Source organism: Leptospira ainlahdjerensis (genome assembly GCF_016919175.1).
GTDB classification, from domain to species: Bacteria; Spirochaetota; Leptospiria; order Leptospirales; family Leptospiraceae; genus Leptospira; species Leptospira ainlahdjerensis.
This window is the reverse complement of record NZ_JAFFPU010000075.1, coordinates 157,184-177,507: the sequence shown is the minus strand read 5'-3', so window position 1 is coordinate 177,507 and position 20,324 is coordinate 157,184. Positions and strand designations below refer to the sequence as shown.

Below are 20,324 nucleotides of genomic sequence, written 5' to 3'. Positions count from 1 at the left end.
CCTATACGGTTTTAATTTTTAAAAAGTGCGATCATGGATAAAATCGATTTTCGAACGGAGCGAAAAATCGGAAGAGAAGAAAGTTTGAGAAGTTGAAAAACCAGATCCAAACCTTTATCGATGAGCGCTTCCGTCTTTTTCTTTTTTGAGGAAGAATCGAATAACCAGACGTAGATAAATCCTAATTGTAAGAGCCAGAATAAAAAGGGAAGCTCCTCGGTTAAATCGGCGGAAACGGAATCTTTAGAAGTTTCGATGGCGCTTCGAAAAAGGGAAATCGCGTCTTCTCGAATTTGTTCGGTCTCATCACTAAAGGGGGAAAGCGGATGTTTGGGATCTCCGCCGCTTCGGGCAAGAACGTGTAAGAATTTTTCGTATCCTTGAAATTGTCCGAGTTTGAATCGAATGATATTCTTTACCCTGGCTTTTAATTCGGATTCGGATTTACAAAATTCAATATTTTGAATATTGGCTTCTTCTTGGGTAAGTCTATAAAATTCCAAAACGATATCTTCTTTCGTTTTGAAGTGATAGTAGGTGGCTCCCACTGCAAGGCCGGCCTTTTGCGCGATAGCCCGCATCGTTGTTTCATCATATCCTTCTTTTTGAAACAACGAGATTGCGGTTTTAAAAAGAAGAGACCGGGTTTGTTGAGACTTCCCGGTTTCTCCCGTAGATTTGACTTTTTTACGAATCATACTCTGGCTTCAGTTTCTCCAAAACTGGATGAGATTTTCCTTCTGAACTTCGCAAACAAGAACAGGTTGAAAAAATGCATCGCTCCTAAAATCAAAAGTACAACTCCGACTTTTGTGGTTAAGACTTCGATACATTCTGCCAGATCTAAAGGCTTCTGATTGGTAGTCAAGGAAAGGCTTATGTAACCGATATTGATCAGATAGAAACCGACGATCAGAAGATGATTGATAGAATCCGCGAGTTTCTCCTCTCCATTGAACATTTGCACCAAAAAAATTCTTCCGTTATTAAAAAGAGTCCTCGCTACCCAAATGGTCATCAGAATACTAATGACGAGATAAGCCCCGTAAAGCCCGATTGTAAAGGGACTTGATTTGGGCTTGGAGGTTTTTAAGCCTTTAGCCATTAGGTAAGCCGCTGCATTCGTGTTTCCATATTCTAAAGCGACATCCAATGCATTCTCTCCGTTTCGATTGAGATGTTCCAGATACGAATCGCGTTCTACGATTAATTCTATCAATTTGTTATCAGAATATCTTGCGGCGAAATGGATCGGATACTCTCCTGCGTTATCGGCCCTGTCGATCGAATTGTATCGATCTAAGATAAACTTTAGAACCTTAGGATTCGAGCTTTCAATCGCATAAAACACGGCGCTTCTGCCTCTGCCGTCGGTAAATTCTATCAGCTCCGGTTCCTTGCTAAGCGCCTTTTCGATTTTGATCAAATCTCCTTTACGAACTTCTTCAAAAAAATCGCTTTGAGAATCCCCGAAAACGGAGGAAGCCGCTCCGAAGAATAAAATGAGAAGAATGAGCTTGGATGTTTTCATAATTTTTCTCCAAAAAATGAACATGTTCAAATAATTGGACTCGTTGAGCTTTTTGTAAAGAATAAAAAATGAACATGTTCAAAAATATTTTCAAGAGGTATTTTTGATTTTAGAAATTCTTTTGGAATAAAGGAAAAAAGGGATTGAATGTCGGAGGAATTCCCCCAATCTTTGGGGCGATTTTAAGGAGGAAATATGAGAATTTTCGGAATTTCAGTTCTCGTTTTGATTTTTGGTTTGACCGGATTCTTATTTTATATGGGAGCTTTCGATCGGGTTCAGGTTCAGGAAGAGAAGCTTGGACCGTTTTCCGTCTTATCCCACGAACGAATTGGCGATTATAGAAACGTGGGTCTTTCCTATGAAATTTTGCAAAGAGAATTACCGCCCAAAGGAATTCAGAATTTTAAACTTTTCGGAATTTATTTCGATAATCCGAATGTCGTTCCAAAAGAGAAACTTCGATCCGAAGTCGGGGTGATTTTGGCGGAGCCTTTGTCGAAAGTTCCGGAAGGTCTTTCGATAGATTTAAAACTTCGAACGATTCCGGAAAAAAAATATGTCTTTGCCGAGTTTCCTTTGAAGAATTTTCTTTCGATCTTTTTAGGTATCTATAAGGTTTACCCGATCGTTTTTCAAGCTTGCGAAGCCAGAGGTTGTAATTTAAAAGAAAAATCTTCGATGGAAATCTATGAACCCTTGACCGAACGTAAGACGACTTATTTGATTCCTTTGGATTAGGTCGTTTGCGCCAAAACGGAAAAAAATTCGTAAGAGTTCCTACAAGCATCTTACATTTCACGCAAGATTTTACCGTAAGGATGGATCCGTGGATCGAAAAACGAAGGAGTTCCCGCAGTTTCGGATTTTGGGACAAGTTTTAAACCGTTTGTAAAGTAGGAATTTGCGGAAATGTGTGAGTTCCTACTTTTTACTTTTTCAGAAACTCAAGAAGTTTGGGAAGAATTCTTTCCGGAGACTCGAAGTGAGGGACATGTCCTGCTTTTTCCAAAGGAAGAAATTCGATTCCTCTGAAAATTTTCACTGCCATCTCACTATTTTGAAAGGGAATGACCTTGTCGTCCTTTCCCCAGATTAACAATTTCGGAATTGGATTCTCACTCAATTTTTCATATTGGTTTTGAAAGGACTCTAAAGGCATATTTCTCAAACTGGAAAGAATCGCTTTTTTGAAACCTATGTATTTCATTTGCTCTTTATAGATTGAATTGAATTCAGGAAACTTTTCCGGAGCGAAGAAATTCGTTTTCGAACCCTTGAGCAAAGCCCTGTCTCCAAAAGCTTTTGTAAAATAGTCGCCGATCCAGGGAAGTCTTGTCAATTTTCCCACAAAAGGAATGGGCATGGGAAAACCCGCGGGTGCGATCAGAGCGAGTTTTTTAACTTTTTCCGGATGTTTTAAGGTAAACTGAGCTACGATAATTCCACCCATCGAGGTTCCGATTAAATTTACAGGTTTTTGAATATTCAAAGAGTGGAATAGATAAAGCAACTCTCTTTCGAAAAGTTCCGGATTGTAATCTGCGTCGGGACGATCCGAAAGTCCTCTTCCAAAAAGATCCATCGTGAGAACCCGATATCCTTCTTTTTGAAGAATTTTCGATAGCGGTTCGAAAATAAAAAGCGGATTAGAGAATCCAGGAACTAAGACTACTATCTCCCCGTTTTCGGGTCCTTGGAACACGTAGTGAACGAAGCCGTCCGGCGTTTCTATAAATGTCCCTCGACTTTGGGAGCGAACTCCGGAATCGATGATTTGTTTTTCCTCATTCGCAACGAAAGGAAGCGCGATCAAAAAAACTAACAAAAACGAAAGGATCGATAGCAGAATACGTTTCATGGTCCAAGGAATTTGGAGCTTTATAAAATAAAGTCAAGGATCTTTTACCGTCTCGAAACCGTCTTAGAATCTCTTGGGAACCGATAATTGAGTCGTTATTAGGGCATGATTTGTCTCTAAGGTTTACTCTTTTTTATATAAAAAAACTAAATTGTGTCCTGAATAATTGTTGCATAGGCAATAATTTAAGTCTAATCTATAAATCAAAAAGAAAGGAGAGCTTTATGAGACTAAAAACCGGAGATAGCGCGAAAGAATTTACGGTAAAAGATTATCTCGGAAAAACGATTCAACTCGCGGATCTAAAGGGAAAATACACTCTATTGGCGTTTTTTAGAAACGCTGAATGTGCGCTTTGTAATTTAAGGGTTCATCAACTTCTAAACGTTTATCCCGAACTTCAGAAAAAAGGACTTGGGATATTGGCCGTATTCGAATCTTCCGAGGAAAACATTAAGAATAGCGTCGGCAAGAAGGAAATTCCGTTTTCTTTGATCCCGGATCCATCCAATCGGCTATATAAACTTTACGATGTGGAACGATCTTGGCTCGGTGTTATCAGTACGATTCTGACCGGAAAAAAAGAAATTAAGGAAGCTGAGGAATTGGGTTTTGAAATGAAAAGAGTGCCCGGTATGAAAATGGATCGTATGCCTGCGGAGTTTTTGATCGGACCGGATTTAAGGATTGAAATCGCCAAGTTTTCAAAAAAAGTAACGGATCACATCTCTCTGGAAGATTTAAAAGCTTATCTCAATTAAAATTTAATCCGTCAGCAAAAATCAATTTTAGGTTCTGAAACGACAAAACGATCTATATTCTTCCATCCAAGACGTTGTTTTCGATCGTTTCAGAAATCTTTTTGAGGACTTGTAGATCGGAATTGCTGAGTCCCTTATAAACGGACTTTCTCTCCTTTAGCATGAGAGGAACCGTTCTTTCCAAAAGTGTCTTTCCCTTTTTAGTAATGATCACTTGAAACTTTCTTCTATCAGCGGGATCGTCTTCTCTTTGGATTAAAGCCTTTTTTTCCAAACCGTCCAAAAGGCGTGTAACGTTCGGTCTATCTTTGAAGGTTTTATCGACGAGATCCGTTTGGGAAGCCGATCCGGTGACCGAAAGCTGATTCAGAAGAATCCATTGTTCCACCGTTATGTCTTCCTTGTAGTCGGACATGAGTTTCGTAAAATGAAGCCTTAAAAGCCGATCGGTTCTATGAAAGTAGTAAGCGAATGCTGTGTCGATAAGTTGTGAGGTTTTTTGGTCTTTGGATCGGGGCATTTTTTATTCTCTCTTACGATCATTGTATTGGAAATGATTACTTCAACAATAAATGAAAAAAATCAAACTGGTCTTCATAAATTTCGTAAAAATTCGATTTTGGAGCCGGATTGCATCAACTTCGTATAAACTTCAATTTCGATATTGGAAAGTATTTTTTCTTTTCCGTTTCTCATACAAATCCGAAGTTCCTTGATTTCAGGATCGTATCCGATGGATTCGATTTCGGGAGAAGAAATATAATGTGTTTCTAACATTCCGGATTCTACTTTAACATTAATACGAAATGATGCGAGGAAATGATCATTCTTTCCCTAAGATAAAATCGGTGAGCGAAATATCTTTGCACACCGCTGTCCAGATGGAACTGATCGCAATTTTTCTTTTTTGCTTCGGAAACGAGCCAATCAAAAAGGATCTTTCCGAAGTTTCGGGACCGTTTCGTATCATCCGTAACAAGATCGTCCACGTATAAATACTTACCGCGCGCGAGCATGGTTCCGAAACGATATCCGGCTACAGAACAAATCTCCGAATTCTCCAAAACCGCTGCGAGCAAGTAGCCTTCTTTCATCATCGAAGACACGAGCGTAACGTATTCTTCTTTTTTTAAATCGGGCCTCAATTGATTCATCACCGGAAATGTGGAAAGAATTTCTTCGGGACTTTCTATCGACTTAACTTGGATGGAATTCATGGATCCAAAATTCAATCGAATTGCCGGTTTAAAAGCGAAAAACCAAAACTCAAAAATTTTGTCTTTTACGATCCTATTTTGTTCTGAACCGGATTGGAAGGGTGAATTTTGATATTTTTTCGACTGAATCTGGTATGTATAAAAAGGATTTTTCAGAGAAATTTCTGCATCCAGCTTAGCAAATTTCTGAGTTTGATTTTTTCCAGTCGATCCGTTGCAAACTGAGTCGGAGCGATTCTTTCGATTCGAATACCGGTGGGTAAAATCCCGGTTCTAAATTCGAAAATCATTCTTTTTTGATTTTCCGCGCCGATATTTTCCCTTTCTTCTCCTTGGATTGAATGATTCAAAATATTTAATATTTCTTTTTCTGAATATAGTTCTTGGCAATAATCTCGAATTCCAAGTGAAAGATCTTGAAAAAGATTTTCTCTTTTTACATCTCTGATTCCGATGATCGGAGGAAAGGTCGGTCTTTGGGGAAGGTTTTTGAGTTGTTCGACCCCGTCCTTGACGTTCAGTCTTTCCCAGTCTAAAAACAAAATTCCCGGTTCGTATTCTTTATATCGATCTCTGAGAAAGGAAAGTTCTTTGCAAGGATACGTTTCCCAGCCCATCGCTCTTAAATGGGCGCGGATTCTCCGATACAAAAAAGGATCGGGACTGACGACGAGGGAGTTCAATCCTTTTTTTTGAGGAATGTCCTCCAGAGGAATATCTATAATTTTAGAAGATTCTAAATTTAAAAAGTAATTCAAACCGTGATTGAAAAGATTCTCTAAAAGTTTAGAATCGATTCTACCGATCAAGAGAGGTTGTTTCGACCAATCGAAAGATGTCTGCAAGGAATCCGATTCGATCGATTTCCGGATCACGATTTCTCCCGTTTTTGTCTCTGGAAATCTTCCAGAGGTCGACCATTCCACAAAGGAAATTTCTTTCCAATCCAGAAGCGAGAGTAGAAGTTTTTCCTCCTTTTTTGTGAGTCCGTTTAGGAAGAGACAATCGAACAATAGGCTTGGCATGGGTATTTTGCTTGACCGAAGGGTTTTGCGACGGATTCTAGAATTGTGCGATGCGTAAAAGACGCAATCAATTAAAATGAAACTTCTCAAACGATACGCGAACCGAAGACTCTATGATCCCGAGACGAGTAAGACCATTACTCTCGAGGACGTTGCCGAGATGATCATCAACGGAGAGGAAATTCGCGTCATCGATAATATGTCGGGTTCCGATATCACTCCGAAGATTCTCGGGCAAACCTTTCTCAAAGTCTCTTTGGGACAAAGAAACGAGGAATTCTCCAACTTTATGCTTTCGGCTCTGATCCGCGAGACCGGAAAGGACATCAGCTCTCTCTTTGGCAGATTGGTGCTTGGAGGAATCGGAGCGAGTTATCTGACCCGAGATCGACTTGAAAAAATTCTTCAATCCATGATCTCTCTCGGAGAACTTAAACTCGAGATGGCGACGGAATACAGGGACGATCTTCTCACTCATATGGCGACCCGCGCCTCCGAAAATAAACTCAGGATCCAAGAAGACCTCAAGAAAATCGGAAAAGAGCTGGAAGAATCCACCGAATCCGATTTACCATTGGAAGATCTTTCGGAAAAAATCCGTAAAATTGCGGAAAGTGTAAAAGAAAAGGAAGCCTGAAACTTTAACCCGAGATTCTAAAAACCGATATTACAAGAGAGGGAATTCCATGTTTAAGAATATTTCGATCTCTATCTTTCTGTTTTCCGTCTGTACCGCGTCCTTATTCTCTTCAGATAAGGCAGTGGAATACGCGGATAGAGCCTACTTCGATCAAATCCGAAAGTTAGAATCCGGTTCTTACGAAGAGAAAGTGGACGCCGCCGATTATCTCAAATTTGTCAGCAATAAACTCGCGGTTCGCCCTTTGTTAAACGCTCTCAAAGGAAATCCGAAAGTTCCGAAGTCGATGGAGAATCATCCTTATCTAAAATATACGGTAGCTCAAGCTCTTTCAGTGATGGACCAGGAAGTCGCCATAAAACCAACGATCGAAGAATACAAAAGGATCGAGCCGACGATCACCGAAAAAGACGAACCGTATTTTACGAATAAAGACGATTATACGATGGTCATCGCCGCCGGTGAAATTCTAAGGACGATCGGAAGTTATCCTTACGCGAAAGAATCCGAAGACGTTCTTGTAAACGCTCTCAGTCACCCGAATTTTTACATCCGAGCTTCCGCAGCAGACGGATTAAAATATATGAACCGTAAAGAAACAGTAAATTTTCTAGTCTCCACTCTGGAAAAGGAAAAGGATGATTTTACGCGCGCGGCGATTCTAAACTCAATCGTTCGAATTTTGAAGGTTGCCGATAAGAATTTTTACGTTCTCTGCGATATGTTGAAAAGCGAAAGTCCTATGGTTCGTTACAGAGTTTCTATGGCGTTGGGAGAAGTGGACTTGAAAGCGGCTGAATTTTATCTGCGTCAAGCGCTTCTCGTCGAAGACAAACAAAGTGTTCGAGATCAAATCCGCAAAGACTTAGGAAGCGTTCTCGGTTTTAAACTTCCGTCCATTTCAGTAATCTCTGCGGAATAAGGAAGAATCTGAATTCTACATTGAATCGTTAAATAAAAATCAAACCAAACAGGTGTATGAAAGCTCCTGACTTTTTCAGGAGCTTTTTTGTTTTTTGGGGGATTCGGAGAAAAAAAGATACGAACCCGCAAGAAGAGCAACGATTCCGGAAGCGGTGAGTGCGACGGTCGAATTCCATTGTGTCCAAAGAAATCCGGTGATTGAACTGGCCAAAATCATACAAAAACTCTGAAACGCATTAAAGGTTCCTAATGCAGTTGCGGTTTCCGTTGGAGGAACAAGATTCGTAATCCAAGCCCTCGAAATCCCTTCCGTGGAAGCCGCAAACACTCCGTAGATTGCGAAGGAAACCCAGAGAACCCAAGAAGTAGTTCCGAATCCCATTCCGAAATAAACGAAGGCGAAACAAGTTAAGCCGAAAATAAAAAGACTCTTCAATCCGATCTTATCGCCTAAGATTCCTAAAGGATACGCAGTTCCCGCATAAACGACGTTATAAAAAATGTAAGCTCCGATGGAGGCGGAATCGCTCATCCCGAATTCTTTGAGCCGGAGAAGAAGAAAAACGTCGGATCCGTTAAAAAGAGAGAAGAGCAGAATTCCTTTGCAAAGATTTCTGTAAGAGGACGGGGAAGTTTTCCAATATTGAAAGAAAAGCAGAAAAGAACGGGAGTTTTCACCTTCTTTGGGAAGTACCGGTTCCCTGTATTTTTCTCGAATCAAAAACGTAAACGCGATCGCGAGGAATCCCGGAATAAACGCGAACAGAAATAATTCTTTGTATCGGCCCGGATAAAAATATAAAAAGATCAGTGCGCCGACGGGGCCTAACACCGCGCCGAAAGTATCCATGGATCGATGAAAACCGAAGACCATTCCTTTGTTCACGGTCGTGGTCTCGTCTGAAAGAAGGGCGTCCCTTGCCGAAGTGCGAATTCCTTTTCCAAGACGATCGGTCGTTCTGATGAGAAAAACCCAAATCGGGGAGATAAAAAATGTCATCATGGGTTTGGAAAGAGCGCTCAAAAGATAACCCCAGCGGACAAAGGGCAATCGTTTCCCCGAGAGATCGGACATTCTTCCAAACGAGCCCTTGCTAAAGCCCGCGGTGGCCTCCGCGACTCCTTCTAAAATTCCGATGAGAAAGATGGAGAATCCGATCTCTTTGAGATAGATGGGAAGAACCGGGTAAAGCATCTCCGAAGCTACGTCCGTTAAAAGGCTAACCAAAGAAAGAACAAGAATCGTCTGCGTGATGATTTTTTTACGTGAATCGGGCATATTGAGAATCTTAAAACGAATTCCCGATGCGAAAAAACAAGGTTCGAAGCGTTTTTCGAAGGAAGGGTTGGTGGGAGATACTGGGATCGAACCAGTGACCTCTACCATGTCAAGGTAGCGCTCTAACCAGCTGAGCTAATCCCCCTTACCTTGCGTTCCAGAATTTGTATCCCTTGTAATTCGTAAAGAAGATTCCTGGGTTCAAACTTCGGGAGAATGTTTTTTCAACGTAGAATCCGGATTCTTCCTTCAAAAATACTAGCCGATTTTGAAATCCATAAGCGCTTTTGGAATTCGGACAGAATCAATCTTGAAGATCTGGTATTCTTATCTCGCGTTGGAAACAAAAAAACTTTTTAGACGAAGAGGGTTGGAAATGAAAAAAACGTTTACTAAAACGATCGATGGAAACGCTCCTTCCGTCCGCAAGATGGACTTTGAAGCTTTAGAGAATGTTCCGAGATACTACTTTAATGACAACGCAATCATGACACACGCGATAAACAGCTTTCACGTGATATTTCCGGAGGGAGAAAGATTTTTTATTCGAAGTGTGAAACCGTTTCAAGAGCGAATCCAAAACGAATCTTTGAAGAATCGGATCAAAGCCTTCATCGGCCAAGAAGTGCAACACGGAAAGGAACACGAAAGAGTTTGGACTTCGATTCGGAATTTCGGATTGCCCCTCGATAGAATCGCGAGGTTCTATCATTTCACCTGTTACAAGATCATCTTTAATGTGCTCGGTTTTTTATTCGGACCGAAGATCAACCTTTCGATTACCGCTGCGTTGGAACACTATACAGCGAACCTCGGAGAAATATCTCTCAAACACGATCTGACTAAAGACGTACAAGGGGATATGAAAAAACTTCTAATCTGGCACGCTTGTGAAGAGATCGAACACAAATCCGTCGTATACGACGTTCTTCAGGAAGTTGCCCCGAGTTATTTTTTAAGAATCGCCGGATATATGATCGCGACGGTCATGCTCTGGTCTTACGCGATTTTGTTTCAGTATTGGTTTTTACTCGCGGATAAGAACGTTTCTTGGAAAAAATTCAAAAGCGACCGCGTCTATGCGCGGGAACAGATGAACATTTCGGTTCCACCTTTGTATGATGGATTTCTAAAGTATTTTAAAAAGGACTTTCATCCGGATCAGATGGGTGGATACGAACTCGCGGAAGCAAAACTCGCGACCTTGTAATCATCTCACTTTTTTTCACTCACGTATCCATCCGAAACACTTGCTCTCGGACTTCGGAGTTCTTCGGAATTCCGAAGTCTATTTTTTTTTGTCTTCTCGATTTTTGTTTTTCCCGAAACGAAAACTCCAGTATCTTTTTTGAAAGGAATGTAACAAAAATTCTGATTTTTTTAAACACGCTTTAGAAGGTTTTATGTAAGATCACGAAACCCCTTCCGTATTCAAAAAGCTGCAATGATTTGCGATGTGCATGGCGTGCGCTTGGTCGTATTCTTCTTTGGATAAATTTCCGTATGCAAAATGGGGTTTGAGTTCTCCGCCATAAGATTGAAATTTTACAATGGTTTCCTTGAGGAAAAAAAGACTTTGTTTCCAATCCGTATTCTCCGGAATTTCTTTCGCTCCCGGAATCGGAGCCTCCAAGTCGTGGGACATCTTTCTGGAAAGGGAGAATTTTAGAAAGACCAGTTTGCCGATCGTATTTTGAAATAAGGCGCTTTTGTTTTCAGGATAACCTTGAATTGAATATTCTATCGATTGAGCGCAATGGAGAAATATCCTTCCCGCGTCCCAATTCCCGTAGCCGGAAATCGAATTCGATTTTACTAATGTGTCTAAGTATTTTAAAGAATCGGAAAGTGAATCAAAACTGAGTCCCTGGTTTCTCGCTCCGTCAGGCGCGGAAGAACAGTTGTTAACATTCGGAAGAATCGCTCCCGATGTTCCTAATAAGACAAATAGTTTTGCGGAAGAATGTAAGAATTCTTTTCTAGTATAGGATTTTGTGTCGAGTTGTGTTTTCACATCGGGCTCCTTAAAGACGAAAATTCTAAACCGTTTTTCCACGGAGTCAAACGTTTTGTATAAAACGACTTCGGTTTTGAAACGGACGGAACGATTCGATTTGGATTCTAATCAGAATAAAAAGAACGGGATTTTAGTCCCGTTCTGATCGAAATCTAATTCGAATTCGTTTAATAAAACTGCTAAGGCGAAACTGGCTAATAGGAAATTCCTACTTTTTTGTAGAAGTAACTCAGACACCAAGCCGGTCCTATCAGTAGAAATTGAAGATCTTTGAAGAAAGAGGGTTTTTTGCCTTCGATCTTATGCCCGATGAACTGAAAAATCCAGGCTACTACAAAGACACCGACTGAAATGCTGATCAACGTGGCGACTCCGGAAAGAGCGATGTAGTAAATTCCGGATAACATCAAGGCGGCCATGAGCATCATTCCTAGAAACATAGGGATGGAAAGTCTAAGATAAAAAATTCCAGTAACGAGTGCGAAGACGGTCGCCCAGTTCAAAAATAGACGGGCCTGGCCGAAGGATTCCGGAAGGAGGTTTTGGACGGATTCCGATGGAATCGACCATAACATTCCTAATAAGGTAAACATGATGGTAGGCACCATGATCCAGTGGATTCTTTTGTTGATCTTGTTTTGATGACTGTCCGCGTATTCATTCAGCCATTGTTCGATTGGTTTCATTTTCAACTCCCTTCATCTTAGTTAATAACCTCTTCTCGATCGATGAGAGACGGCTTCTTTTAGAGTTGCATATCATCCTCGAAATCGCAGAAGATTACTTGAACGGAACTGCTATTTTTTAAAAAAAGCGAGGGTTTGAGACCGAACATTTCCCGAAACGTTCGGCTCATATGAGCCTGATCGGCAAAACCGGCTTCGTGAGAAGCGACCGTAAGCGAATTCCCTTGCGAAAGGGAAAGAACACACGTTTTGATTCTCAACCACTGAATGTATTTTCTCATGGGAATTCCGACTTCATCTTTGAACAGATGCATCAATCTGCTTTCGGATAAACCCGTCGATTTGATCAATTCTTCCAAAGAAACGATTTCCGGAACCGAGTCGGAAAGTTTTTGAACCACGTTTTCGATTCTCGAATCGCGTTTTTCCGATTTGTTTCGATCCATTTTGAGTTCGTTTAATATTTTCTTCCAAAGAAGGATCGCTTCCTCTTCGGATTTCGGGGCTTTTAAGAATTTTAGAATTCTTTCATAAAGAATAGAATCCAGTTCCAGGAATTCGGAGGAGAACTGGAAAAAAACGCCGTGAACCCTTATGCTATCGGGATCGAAGTGAAAGATGAATACGTCCTCATTCTGGGCGTCCAGTTGTTGTTCGACGTTGGGCCGTACGAATATGGATCGGGATTCTATCCAATCGCTGGTTCCGGTTCTGAATCGAAACGGTTTACCGTTGCTGAGAATCAGGGAGGCGCTGTAATGTTCGTGCAGCTCGTTCAAAATCGGAACTCCCGTCAGGAGCACGTTCGAGCCGATAAGAAAAAGCTTTCCTGCCATCGCAGGAAAGCTTAGGAAGCATTCCACTCATTGCAACTCATTTTGAAATCGGAGATTCCGATTTCGGAGGCAATCGAATTCTAAAGTTAAGACATCGCCTTGTCCATCGCGGCGTCCAAGTCGAGTGTGATTCCTATCAGTTTATCGAGTCTTGTAAGTTCGAAGATCTTCTGAAGATGAGTCGGAACGTTGAAGATGATGATCTTTCCTTGAGCTTCTTTGAAAAGTCTCGCTTGTGTACTGATAAAAGCCGCCAAGCCGGAAGAATCGATATGAGTCGTAGTGGAAAGATCCACGAGGAAAATGTTAACCCCGTTTTCAATCCTATCCGTCATCGCTTCTTTAAACTTCTTCGCTGAGAAGAGGCTGATCTCTCCGGTAGTTTTCAAAATCGCCATGTTCTTTTTAAGAACTCCGGCCACGTGAGAATCGGTGATCTCTTGAACCTGTAGTTCGTCTTTAGAGGCTACTCCGCCCGAGTTTGTGTTTTGCATAAGTTTCTTGTCTCCTAAAAAGTATACGTCATTTTAAATTCGATGTTTCTTTCCTTCGTCATCGCATACGGAATACTTCGTTCGGTTGCCGCGATCGAAAAGACGGCAGGGAACGAAATCAGAGCCGTATTTAATAAATAATTAATTGATAAAGAAATCAAAAAAAGGTGATTTAGCTGTTTGTGCCTAGAATACTCGGAGTTGCTTTGGTCGAAAAGAAGAAAAGTTCCGTTTTCTTGAGGAAGTAACAACGGTTGTTTTTCTTTTACGTTGATACCCGCGTAGTATTCGTAAGCCGCGCCCGCCATAAAAAAACCGGTGAGCCCCATCATCGCGTATCCGGACTTCGTATAATTTTTTCTCTTCAAATAATAACCGGGAATCAGATAATCCCAAACAACCAGGCTAGTTTCCGGATTTTTAGGAGTTAGGTCTTCGGGTTTGTAGACTAATTTAGAAATATTCTTATTTTCTAATATTACCGGAGATTCAGCTTCTCCACGGGTCACCATGATCGATTCGTCGTTTAGGATGGAGATTTTGGAAAGAATATCGTCGTCGGTTTCGGAAGAAACAGTGAACTTTAAATTCGTTTTCGAAAGTTGTTGTAAAATTCTCGGCGACGGTTCCTTGATCTGAGCGAATTTCACCCGGTCCAATGCAACTCTTAGGTATTCTCCGGCTTCGGTAACGTAAAACAGGGTTTGCGGGTTTATCTTTGTCAGCTTATGATTGCAAGTCCGTTTAGGATCTTCATCCAATTCAAGGCAAAGAAAGTTTCCTGCTTCCTCGAAACGCATTTCGGAGATTTCGGTTTTTTTGATTTTTCTTTCGCCGTCTTCGGTCTGAATCGTAATCTCTTCCAGAGTCGGATCGTTTTCGGTCACGTTACCCGTAATCTCTTCCCCGGTTTTTAATATGATTCTATGGGCGGAAATTTCCAGGGAGAAAATACAAATCATAAGAATCAGAACAATTCTATTCATGGAACCACCTCAATCTTGATGGCAGAATCGATTGGAACCTTTTTTTTGGAGGTTTTATCGATCACGGTGATGGTGTCCTCATCAAAGGAAGCCTTTAAGAAGGATTGTTTATTCGTATCTTTTGTCATTACTAGTTTTGAATCCTTTGTGGCGTTCTTATCCATCGAGATGGATTCGATCGTAAACGTTGGAAGAGTGATCGGGAAGTGTGATGAAAATAATTTCGTTTGATCTCCATTGATCACAATTCTGTTTGCATAAACCGGCTCCGCATCGGAGACGATGATCTTGATGAGGGCTTTCGGCGGTGCTTGTGCTTCCGCCTTTTTTAAGAATTGATTCGATTTTTGAAGTACTTCTTCCAAGACCGCTTGGTTCTTTTTCGAAATTTCAATGTCCAATTTCGAATCTTGCTTTTCTTCCGAACCTTCCATCAAACGACTCGGTTGTTTTAATTTTTCAGAGGAAGTTTTGATTTCTTTCGCTTCCGAAGTGTCCCCGAGTCTTTCCGCGTTTTTATCGGAAAGACTCGCGATCTCCGAACCGGCGTTGTAATAATAACCGAGCATCAAAAGTCTGCGATTCGCTTTGATCGCGATTTCTTTGTTCTTATCGGAGAACGCAAGGCTTGCGTATTCTTTGATGGCTTCCGGTTGATGTCCCGTTTTTTCCAAAGAATAACCTTTGATGTAGTTCATCTCGGGAGAATTGAGATTGGTCCTTTCGATTTCTTCCAGAGCCTTCGCATAGTTTCCTTTTGCAAAATAGGCTCTCGCTCTTTTTTCGGGATCGTCTTCGCTCGATTCGATTTCTTTTTCACTCTGTTTCGCCTTGAGAATCAAGGAGATTAGGATTTCCGCGTCGCTGGAAAGTAATGTCCCCGGATGGTTGGCCTTCACTTCATAAAGAGGTTTGAGCGCGGTGTCGAACTCACCTTGGACCGCGAGACAAAAGCCTTGGTGGAGCTGAATAAATCCGCCTTCTTCCGATTCTTTTCCGAACTGATCAAAGGATTCTTCATAGGTTCTATAAGCTTCTTTATAGAACTGATTTCTTTCTAGAGCGAACGCGTGCTCGAGAAGACGGATTTTAGAGGAATTAAGATGAAGATTGATGCCCGCTTTTAAAGAAAGGGAACGAACAGAATTGATCAAAACGGCTCCGGTTTCGTGTAAAAAGGAAGGCTCCAAAGAAACCGCGTCCTGGGAATTGTTGATCATCGAACTCTGCAGGTGATTCAGTTTCATTTCCGCTTTTATGTTTTCTTTGTTCGATATGATACCTTCGAACTTGGAGCGCAGGATTTCGCTTGAAAATGAGAAATTAAGAATTTTACGTCTTTCTAATATAATTCTCAACTCGAAAAGTTTAGTTTCCAGAACGATAAATCCGAGAGGAAGAATCAATAGGAATCCTATGATGGATATTGCGATACTCTTCTTCATAATTATTGAATTTCGATAATTCCGAACGTGACATCGTCAGGATAATGATCCGCGAAAATATCGACTTCCTTTTTGATAACCGACGTGATTTCTTTTGCATCCAGATGTACGTTCGATTGAAAAATTTGAAGAAGACGATCATCCCCGAATTGTTCTCCGGTCGGAGAAGTCGCATCGAGAATCCCGTCAGTATAAACTAAAATTTTATCTCCGGGTTCCGTTTTAATTTTCAGAACTTGATATTCTTCCGGGATTCCGATTCCGAGGATATGACCCGTGGAATCGAGGGTGACGATTTTATCTTTGTTTTTTCTAAAGTAGTAGATCGGATTGTGGCCTGCGCTGCAGAAATATGCGTATCCTTCTTTGTCAAAAAGGACAAAAATGCCGGTGGCGAAAAAAGAACCTTGCAGTGTATCGAAAAGCCTTTCGCTCAGACGAGTAAAGATAAAGGAAGGGTTTACGGTCTCCTTCATGATGTTCTCGATATTATAATGGATGATGGATGTAATAAGCGCCGCTGAGACTCCATGTCCCGTTGCGTCCGCGAGAAAGAATACGGTTCTATCCTCGTTGATTTCAATTACGTCGTAGATGTCTCCGCTGACTTCCCGCATCGGTTTGTAGAAAATGTCCAAGGTAATCAGATTGAATTTTCTTCTTTTACCGGGTAATAAACATTCTTGAACGTTCTTGCCGATTTCTAATTCGGTTTGAATTTGATTATTCTTATATTCTAAACTTTCCACTTGAGAGGAAATTCTTTCCACCATTCCGTTGAACGTGGTTCCTAACAGATCCAACTCGTCTTTGGAAGAAAAGTTCCAAAGTGCGCGCGCACTTAGATCTCCCGTTGCCATAGTTTCGCTTACTTCTTTGAGAATGAAAAGGCGAACGAAGATTTTTCTATAAAGAAAAATTCCGAAAAGAATATGAAAGATGATTCCCCAGAGGAGCAGTAACCCCAGCTGGATGTAGAGCGAGTTGAGACGATCTAAAATTTCCTTCACCCGAACTTGAGAGACCAAGAAGGTTTTTTCGGTAAGATAAAATATAAGACTTACTATGAAATTTTCCGAATCAAGTTCGATATCATAGGAACTGTTGATTGCTTCTTTGGCGTTGATGATCGTAGCCAATTTGCTCTTGAGATAATCGATGGATGCGGGGGTTCCGTGTTCGAGATTGATCTTGAATTTTTCTACGGAACGATCCTCTACGGAGACGATTGAAAAATTTTCAACCCCAATGCTCAGTAGTTTGTTCTCGATATCCGCTAATTGATCTTTATCTTCATAGTTTTGGGTTTCTAACCCTTCGATTTTTTTAAGAATTTTTCTGGCAATTTGATCCGACTCCAGAGTAAAGTTGTCGATCAATAAATCCGTCTGATTCTCAAAGATCATTACGGCAACAAAGGTGAGATTGATCACTGTCAGTAAAGAATAGATCGAAATTATCTGGAGTCTCAGTGATCGTTTCATAACTATTAGTAGTATACGGTTTTTTTCGTATATTAGCATCGTTTCTTATAAAACGACAATTGTCAGATATATAGCGCTATTAAGTGTGTTTTTACGGTTTACTTTAGAGGTATTTATTATAAAACAACTGTTTTTGCGCCAAAAAAGTAAGCAAACTGAGTTCCTGAAATTTCAATTTTTCGACTTTATGTCAGTAGCATATTTTGAGTCGTTTTTTTAAATTCCAAGGATGGACTGATTTTAAAAGTGCAATCTTGCTTACTACTTACCTACGCACAGAGAGTTCTGTGCGTATTATAAATCAATTATTTTTCGAAAATTTGAACTTTATTGGAAATAGGTTTCGAACTCATGAGATAGTCGAAGATAGCTCCCAAGTCTTGGTCCGTCATACCGGCGTATTCCAACCAAGGCATTACGCTGTTGAACTCTCCGGGTTTGATATTCGGGCTAGTTTTCGCTCTCTTTGCATTGGCTCTGAATCTTTCGATAAAAGTTTCTCGGGTCCAGTTGCCGATTCCGGTTTGAACATCGGATGTAATGTTAGCGCTTCTTACTTTTCCGCCGGTGATCAGAGCAAATTCAAAACCTCCTGCGTATTCCATTCCTTCAACCGGTTTGCCTTTTATCTTTTGTGTATGGCAGTTGTTGCAAGCCGCGGCTGTGAACATATACTTTCCATAAGCGACCGTATCCTTCGGCTCTGGCCTTTGTGAGAATTCAGGAGCCTTGGGTATGGTTCTTACGATCAAGTTTACGGGAAAATTTGCCTTCGACTTTTCCACTTGATTTTCGACCGCTGGAATCGTTCTGATGTAAGCGATCATAGAATAGATATCTTCCTTATCCATTTGTGCATAATTTTCATAAGGCATCAGAGGAAAGAGTGGAGTTCCGTCTTTGGAAACTCCGGCTGTTATCGCATAAAAAATGTCCGTATCCGTCCAATTCTTCAGACCGGTGAGCGCAGGGGTTATGTTTTTAGAATAGAAAGTTCCTGGTAAACCTTCTTCTTCCCCGAATTTTAAATTTCCAGCTCCCGCGTTTTTATCGAATGGGTAAAAAAGTTTTTGAGGATCTCTTTCCCCCGTATGACAACCCATACAGGCAGCGACATTTTTTACCAGGTATTCACCTCTTCGAACTTGTTCCGAAGTGTGTGCGATCTTGATTTCTTCTTTTTTTCCGATGTCCGGATATTTTATATATAGAAAACTCAATCCGCCGATTACGATCAAAATGAGCGTAATCGCCGTTCTTTTTAAAAGGACTCCAAAAAATTTCATCATACTCTCCAGCTATATTTATTCGTTAAACAACGTCGTAAATGAATTTTGTCTTAAATTGGAGTTTCTAAATTCCCAACTTATAACATTTTGAATATATGATAATTTTTGAATTCTCGCATCAAAACGGATTCTTGTCTCGGGGAATTCGGATGCTCGGTGGAGTCGTGTCCCAATTTCGGCTAACTTTAAATTCTTATACAACTTGAACGAGCAGGAGCGCTCTTTTTATCGCGATGTGTTTTTGTTTCGATAATTTCTTTTTAAGAATTCTATCTCACTGAAACCGATACAAACGAGCGTTTTGGGTTTAATGGGAATAAAAGTCGAAGATTTTCGAACGAAAAAGGTCGGCTTTGGTAAAAAACCAAATTCTCCCCGTAAAATCTATTCAAAAAAAGGAAGATTCATTGTTTCGAAAGGTATGATGTTTCGAATTTCCTTTTACCTTTCGGTTTTGTATTTGTTTTCCTGCTCATCGGCCCAAACGCAAGAACCTGAAAATCACAATAAAATTGAAAAAATACAAACTGCGAAAACTCTCGTTGTTGAGTCTTTTTCCGTTGATGCCGTACGCGAGATTTGCTCCAAAACTATGGATCCTGAATTTTTGAATCCTGAAGATGAATCTTGCGTTCGCAATAGACAGGATGAACTCTGGAGAAAAGTTTATTTACCTTCTCCAAAAGAGAAAAATCTGACGAAGGCTTTGGAATTGGTTCTGGCTCTTAAGAAGGTTTTTCCTAAAAAGAAAATGTTGATCGGTAAAGACGCCGAAATACACGTTAGGCACATTCAGCAAAGAGTGGAATACTGCGATCCGACACAAACAACTTGTGTGCCCGTCATTCATAACTTGATTTCTTTTTCAAATTCGAATGTTCACGAAGTCAATCAAACCTATACTCTCATTCCGCAAGCGAGTTATTTGGAAAAAGAAGACAAAAGTCTCCCCGTCGCAAAATGGAACGAACGTTTGGATCTGATCTCGAAAGAAAATATCGAGTTTATGCTCAACGCTTGTTTTACTTTGGAATAAAGATGTAGGGTTTTTCGATCGAAGTATTTTTTTCAAAGAAAATTTAAAGTCGAATTCTGGAAGTTTCCGTTTTCAAATTCGGATCCGATCGATTTTCTAAAGATCCTAAATCAAAATTTATCCGACTCGATAATCTTCCGCAGGCGATCTTCCTGCGGAAGAAATCCATTCTTAATACGGTCCGCTTACACAACGGACATAGGCATTCGTATTTGTTTTCGGATATTCGACGACACCGCCGAGATCAAAATCCACGATGTAGGCCATCGATCGATAGCTAGTGGATTCGGGAATTCTGTAGTGTTGTTCTTTGTTATCACTTGATGCAACGTATTGCATCGGGTCGTTTTCCTCGTTTCCAGTCGGTCTTGAGGAAAGATTGGGAGTATTTCCGGCCGCAAAAGAATTGGTCGAGGTCCAATATTTTCCGGTTGTAGTGTTCGGGAAGAGAGTTGCGTTGATGATCGGTCTTGCGGTCACTCTGTAATCTACGATTGAAATCAACTCTTTGACGGACGGAAGGCGCCATTGTCTTCCGTCTCCTAAAGCCGTTCCCAAGCCTCTGCAATAACTCAGGGCAGAAGTCCAGTTGCTCGTTTCTGCAGGCCCGGAAGTTGTAGAACAATCGGTGTAATTCATTCCGGCGGTTCCTCTTCCTCGAATACATTTTCTCCAGAGCAAACGATTTCCGGTGTCATTGATTGTTCCGTCGCCGGGATCGGTAAAGGGGCCACCGATGGCCATCAGGCCGCCGACGATTCCAAGCAAAAGGGTAAGAAGTATAGACGTTCTAAATGATCTCATTGATTTTTC

23 protein-coding genes and 1 tRNA gene are annotated in these 20,324 nt (G+C 40.9%); 6 read left to right on the top strand and 18 right to left on the bottom strand.

The genetic code is table 11. The features are described 5' to 3' along the window. Positions 1–11: 11 nt before the first annotated feature. Positions 12–698 carry a TetR/AcrR family transcriptional regulator gene (locus tag JWG45_RS19430; RefSeq protein ID WP_205281258.1) on the bottom strand — a complete coding sequence of 229 codons (687 nt, stop codon included), beginning with the start codon at positions 696–698 and terminating at the stop codon, positions 12–14. Next, positions 695–1,531: an ankyrin repeat domain-containing protein gene (locus tag JWG45_RS19425; RefSeq protein ID WP_205281257.1), complete on the bottom strand. Its 837-nt coding sequence runs from the start codon at positions 1,529–1,531 to the stop codon at positions 695–697. The genes JWG45_RS19430 and JWG45_RS19425 overlap by 4 nt, the downstream gene beginning before the upstream one ends. Positions 1,532–1,726: 195 nt before the next feature. Here JWG45_RS19425 and JWG45_RS19420 point away from each other — a divergent pair, with 195 nt between their 5' ends. Further along, positions 1,727–2,272, top strand: a complete 546-nt coding sequence (locus JWG45_RS19420; protein ID WP_205281256.1) for a GyrI-like domain-containing protein — start codon at positions 1,727–1,729, stop codon at positions 2,270–2,272. Between the two features lie 190 nt (positions 2,273–2,462). Here the strand turns inward: JWG45_RS19420 and JWG45_RS19415 are convergent, their stop codons facing one another. Then, the gene (locus tag JWG45_RS19415; RefSeq protein WP_205281255.1) at positions 2,463–3,392 is read right to left on the bottom strand and encodes an alpha/beta fold hydrolase; all 930 of its coding nucleotides are present in this window, start codon (positions 3,390–3,392) and stop codon (positions 2,463–2,465) included. Between the two features lie 224 nt (positions 3,393–3,616). On the opposite strand from JWG45_RS19415, the gene JWG45_RS19410 reads away from it, so the two are divergent. Continuing rightward, complete coding sequence (locus tag JWG45_RS19410; protein WP_205281254.1) at positions 3,617–4,153, top strand: redoxin domain-containing protein; 537 nt, start codon at positions 3,617–3,619, stop codon at positions 4,151–4,153. Positions 4,154–4,205: 52 nt separating this feature from the next. Here the strand turns inward: JWG45_RS19410 and JWG45_RS19405 are convergent, their stop codons facing one another. The 4 genes from JWG45_RS19405 to JWG45_RS19390 all read right to left on the bottom strand — a co-directional run bounded on the left by JWG45_RS19405 (position 4,206) and on the right by JWG45_RS19390 (position 6,395). Continuing rightward, positions 4,206–4,673 carry a MarR family winged helix-turn-helix transcriptional regulator gene (locus JWG45_RS19405; RefSeq protein ID WP_205281253.1) on the bottom strand — a complete coding sequence of 156 codons (468 nt, stop codon included), beginning with the start codon at positions 4,671–4,673 and terminating at the stop codon, positions 4,206–4,208. 74 nt (positions 4,674–4,747) lie between these two features. Next, complete coding sequence (locus JWG45_RS19400) at positions 4,748–4,930, bottom strand: KTSC domain-containing protein (protein ID WP_205281252.1); 183 nt, start codon at positions 4,928–4,930, stop codon at positions 4,748–4,750. Positions 4,931–4,938: 8 nt separating this feature from the next. Beyond that, positions 4,939–5,370 carry a GNAT family N-acetyltransferase gene (locus JWG45_RS19395; RefSeq protein ID WP_205281251.1) on the bottom strand — a complete coding sequence of 144 codons (432 nt, stop codon included), beginning with the start codon at positions 5,368–5,370 and terminating at the stop codon, positions 4,939–4,941. 152 nt (positions 5,371–5,522) lie between these two features. Then, positions 5,523–6,395: a response regulator gene (locus JWG45_RS19390; RefSeq protein WP_205281250.1), complete on the bottom strand. Its 873-nt coding sequence runs from the start codon at positions 6,393–6,395 to the stop codon at positions 5,523–5,525. Between the two features lie 76 nt (positions 6,396–6,471). On the opposite strand from JWG45_RS19390, the gene JWG45_RS19385 reads away from it, so the two are divergent. Both JWG45_RS19385 and JWG45_RS19380 read left to right on the top strand, forming a co-directional pair. Further along, positions 6,472–7,032, top strand: coding sequence for a polyhydroxyalkanoate synthesis regulator DNA-binding domain-containing protein (locus JWG45_RS19385; protein WP_205275434.1), 561 nt, complete (start codon positions 6,472–6,474; stop codon positions 7,030–7,032). A 49-nt stretch (positions 7,033–7,081) separates the two neighbouring features. After that, positions 7,082–7,957, top strand: coding sequence for a HEAT repeat domain-containing protein (locus JWG45_RS19380; protein WP_205281249.1), 876 nt, complete (start codon positions 7,082–7,084; stop codon positions 7,955–7,957). A 75-nt stretch (positions 7,958–8,032) separates the two neighbouring features. Here JWG45_RS19380 and JWG45_RS19375 read toward each other — a convergent pair whose 3' ends face one another. Together JWG45_RS19375 and JWG45_RS19370 are read right to left on the bottom strand one after the other, a co-directional pair. Beyond that, on the bottom strand, positions 8,033–9,238 hold the full coding sequence (locus tag JWG45_RS19375; protein ID WP_205281248.1) for an MFS transporter: 1,206 nt from the start codon (positions 9,236–9,238) through the stop codon (positions 8,033–8,035). Between the two features lie 68 nt (positions 9,239–9,306). Beyond that, positions 9,307–9,383, bottom strand: a tRNA-Val gene (locus JWG45_RS19370). A 165-nt stretch (positions 9,384–9,548) separates the two neighbouring features. Here JWG45_RS19370 and JWG45_RS19365 point away from each other — a divergent pair. Beyond that, positions 9,549–10,448 carry a metal-dependent hydrolase gene (locus JWG45_RS19365; protein ID WP_332476790.1) on the top strand — a complete coding sequence of 300 codons (900 nt, stop codon included), beginning with the start codon at positions 9,549–9,551 and terminating at the stop codon, positions 10,446–10,448. Positions 10,449–10,649: 201 nt separating this feature from the next. Here JWG45_RS19365 and JWG45_RS19360 read toward each other — a convergent pair whose 3' ends face one another. From JWG45_RS19360 to JWG45_RS19325, 8 genes are all read right to left on the bottom strand, one after another. Then, positions 10,650–11,252, bottom strand: a complete 603-nt coding sequence (locus JWG45_RS19360; protein WP_205281247.1) for a DUF1569 domain-containing protein — start codon at positions 11,250–11,252, stop codon at positions 10,650–10,652. A 197-nt stretch (positions 11,253–11,449) separates the two neighbouring features. Continuing rightward, on the bottom strand, positions 11,450–11,941 hold the full coding sequence (locus JWG45_RS19355) for an Mpo1 family 2-hydroxy fatty acid dioxygenase (RefSeq protein ID WP_205281246.1): 492 nt from the start codon (positions 11,939–11,941) through the stop codon (positions 11,450–11,452). A 59-nt stretch (positions 11,942–12,000) separates the two neighbouring features. Beyond that, a complete protein-coding gene (locus JWG45_RS19350) occupies positions 12,001–12,777 on the bottom strand; it encodes a helix-turn-helix domain-containing protein (RefSeq protein ID WP_205281245.1) in 777 nt (258 codons plus the stop codon). Between the two features lie 86 nt (positions 12,778–12,863). Beyond that, the gene (locus JWG45_RS19345; protein ID WP_205281244.1) at positions 12,864–13,271 is read right to left on the bottom strand and encodes an STAS domain-containing protein; all 408 of its coding nucleotides are present in this window, start codon (positions 13,269–13,271) and stop codon (positions 12,864–12,866) included. Positions 13,272–13,285: 14 nt separating this feature from the next. Next, positions 13,286–14,257: an LB_137 family protein gene (locus JWG45_RS19340; protein WP_205281243.1), complete on the bottom strand. Its 972-nt coding sequence runs from the start codon at positions 14,255–14,257 to the stop codon at positions 13,286–13,288. Continuing rightward, on the bottom strand, positions 14,254–15,702 hold the full coding sequence (locus tag JWG45_RS19335; protein ID WP_205281242.1) for a tetratricopeptide repeat protein: 1,449 nt from the start codon (positions 15,700–15,702) through the stop codon (positions 14,254–14,256). The genes JWG45_RS19340 and JWG45_RS19335 overlap by 4 nt, the downstream gene beginning before the upstream one ends. Positions 15,703–15,704: 2 nt before the next feature. Further along, positions 15,705–17,186, bottom strand: coding sequence for a SpoIIE family protein phosphatase (locus tag JWG45_RS19330; RefSeq protein WP_205281241.1), 1,482 nt, complete (start codon positions 17,184–17,186; stop codon positions 15,705–15,707). Between the two features lie 305 nt (positions 17,187–17,491). Beyond that, positions 17,492–18,475 carry a c-type cytochrome gene (locus tag JWG45_RS19325; protein WP_205281240.1) on the bottom strand — a complete coding sequence of 328 codons (984 nt, stop codon included), beginning with the start codon at positions 18,473–18,475 and terminating at the stop codon, positions 17,492–17,494. Between the two features lie 592 nt (positions 18,476–19,067). Here JWG45_RS19325 and JWG45_RS19320 point away from each other — a divergent pair. Continuing rightward, complete coding sequence (locus JWG45_RS19320; protein WP_205281239.1) at positions 19,068–19,511, top strand: hypothetical protein; 444 nt, start codon at positions 19,068–19,070, stop codon at positions 19,509–19,511. A gap of 171 nt (positions 19,512–19,682) precedes the next feature. On the opposite strand, the gene JWG45_RS19315 is transcribed toward JWG45_RS19320, so the two are convergent. Next, on the bottom strand, positions 19,683–20,315 hold the full coding sequence (locus JWG45_RS19315; protein ID WP_205281238.1) for an Lcl C-terminal domain-containing protein: 633 nt from the start codon (positions 20,313–20,315) through the stop codon (positions 19,683–19,685). Positions 20,316–20,324 lie beyond the last annotated feature (9 nt).

What these genes read in the sequence shown, in the direction of transcription:
- JWG45_RS19385 (WP_205275434.1), top strand. Translation starts at nt 6,472, where the DNA reads ATGAAACTTCTCAAACGATACGCGAACCGAAGACTCTATGATCCCGAG.
- JWG45_RS19405 (WP_205281253.1), bottom strand. Translation starts at nt 4,673, where the DNA reads ATGCCCCGATCCAAAGACCAAAAAACCTCACAACTTATCGACACAGCA.
- JWG45_RS19425 (WP_205281257.1), bottom strand. Translation starts at nt 1,531, where the DNA reads ATGAAAACATCCAAGCTCATTCTTCTCATTTTATTCTTCGGAGCGGCT.
- JWG45_RS19340 (WP_205281243.1), bottom strand. Translation starts at nt 14,257, where the DNA reads ATGAATAGAATTGTTCTGATTCTTATGATTTGTATTTTCTCCCTGGAA.
- JWG45_RS19410 (WP_205281254.1), top strand. Translation starts at nt 3,617, where the DNA reads ATGAGACTAAAAACCGGAGATAGCGCGAAAGAATTTACGGTAAAAGAT.
- JWG45_RS19325 (WP_205281240.1), bottom strand. Translation starts at nt 18,475, where the DNA reads ATGATGAAATTTTTTGGAGTCCTTTTAAAAAGAACGGCGATTACGCTC.
- JWG45_RS19420 (WP_205281256.1), top strand. Translation starts at nt 1,727, where the DNA reads ATGAGAATTTTCGGAATTTCAGTTCTCGTTTTGATTTTTGGTTTGACC.
- JWG45_RS19350 (WP_205281245.1), bottom strand. Translation starts at nt 12,777, where the DNA reads ATGGCAGGAAAGCTTTTTCTTATCGGCTCGAACGTGCTCCTGACGGGA.
- JWG45_RS19320 (WP_205281239.1), top strand. Translation starts at nt 19,068, where the DNA reads ATGGATCCTGAATTTTTGAATCCTGAAGATGAATCTTGCGTTCGCAAT.
- JWG45_RS19330 (WP_205281241.1), bottom strand. Translation starts at nt 17,186, where the DNA reads ATGAAACGATCACTGAGACTCCAGATAATTTCGATCTATTCTTTACTG.
- JWG45_RS19380 (WP_205281249.1), top strand. Translation starts at nt 7,082, where the DNA reads ATGTTTAAGAATATTTCGATCTCTATCTTTCTGTTTTCCGTCTGTACC.
- JWG45_RS19415 (WP_205281255.1), bottom strand. Translation starts at nt 3,392, where the DNA reads ATGAAACGTATTCTGCTATCGATCCTTTCGTTTTTGTTAGTTTTTTTG.
- JWG45_RS19315 (WP_205281238.1), bottom strand. Translation starts at nt 20,315, where the DNA reads ATGAGATCATTTAGAACGTCTATACTTCTTACCCTTTTGCTTGGAATC.
- JWG45_RS19335 (WP_205281242.1), bottom strand. Translation starts at nt 15,702, where the DNA reads ATGAAGAAGAGTATCGCAATATCCATCATAGGATTCCTATTGATTCTT.
- JWG45_RS19395 (WP_205281251.1), bottom strand. Translation starts at nt 5,370, where the DNA reads ATGAATTCCATCCAAGTTAAGTCGATAGAAAGTCCCGAAGAAATTCTT.
- JWG45_RS19400 (WP_205281252.1), bottom strand. Translation starts at nt 4,930, where the DNA reads ATGTTAGAAACACATTATATTTCTTCTCCCGAAATCGAATCCATCGGA.
- JWG45_RS19355 (WP_205281246.1), bottom strand. Translation starts at nt 11,941, where the DNA reads ATGAAACCAATCGAACAATGGCTGAATGAATACGCGGACAGTCATCAA.
- JWG45_RS19345 (WP_205281244.1), bottom strand. Translation starts at nt 13,271, where the DNA reads ATGCAAAACACAAACTCGGGCGGAGTAGCCTCTAAAGACGAACTACAG.
- JWG45_RS19375 (WP_205281248.1), bottom strand. Translation starts at nt 9,238, where the DNA reads ATGCCCGATTCACGTAAAAAAATCATCACGCAGACGATTCTTGTTCTT.
- JWG45_RS19390 (WP_205281250.1), bottom strand. Translation starts at nt 6,395, where the DNA reads ATGCCAAGCCTATTGTTCGATTGTCTCTTCCTAAACGGACTCACAAAA.
- JWG45_RS19430 (WP_205281258.1), bottom strand. Translation starts at nt 698, where the DNA reads ATGATTCGTAAAAAAGTCAAATCTACGGGAGAAACCGGGAAGTCTCAA.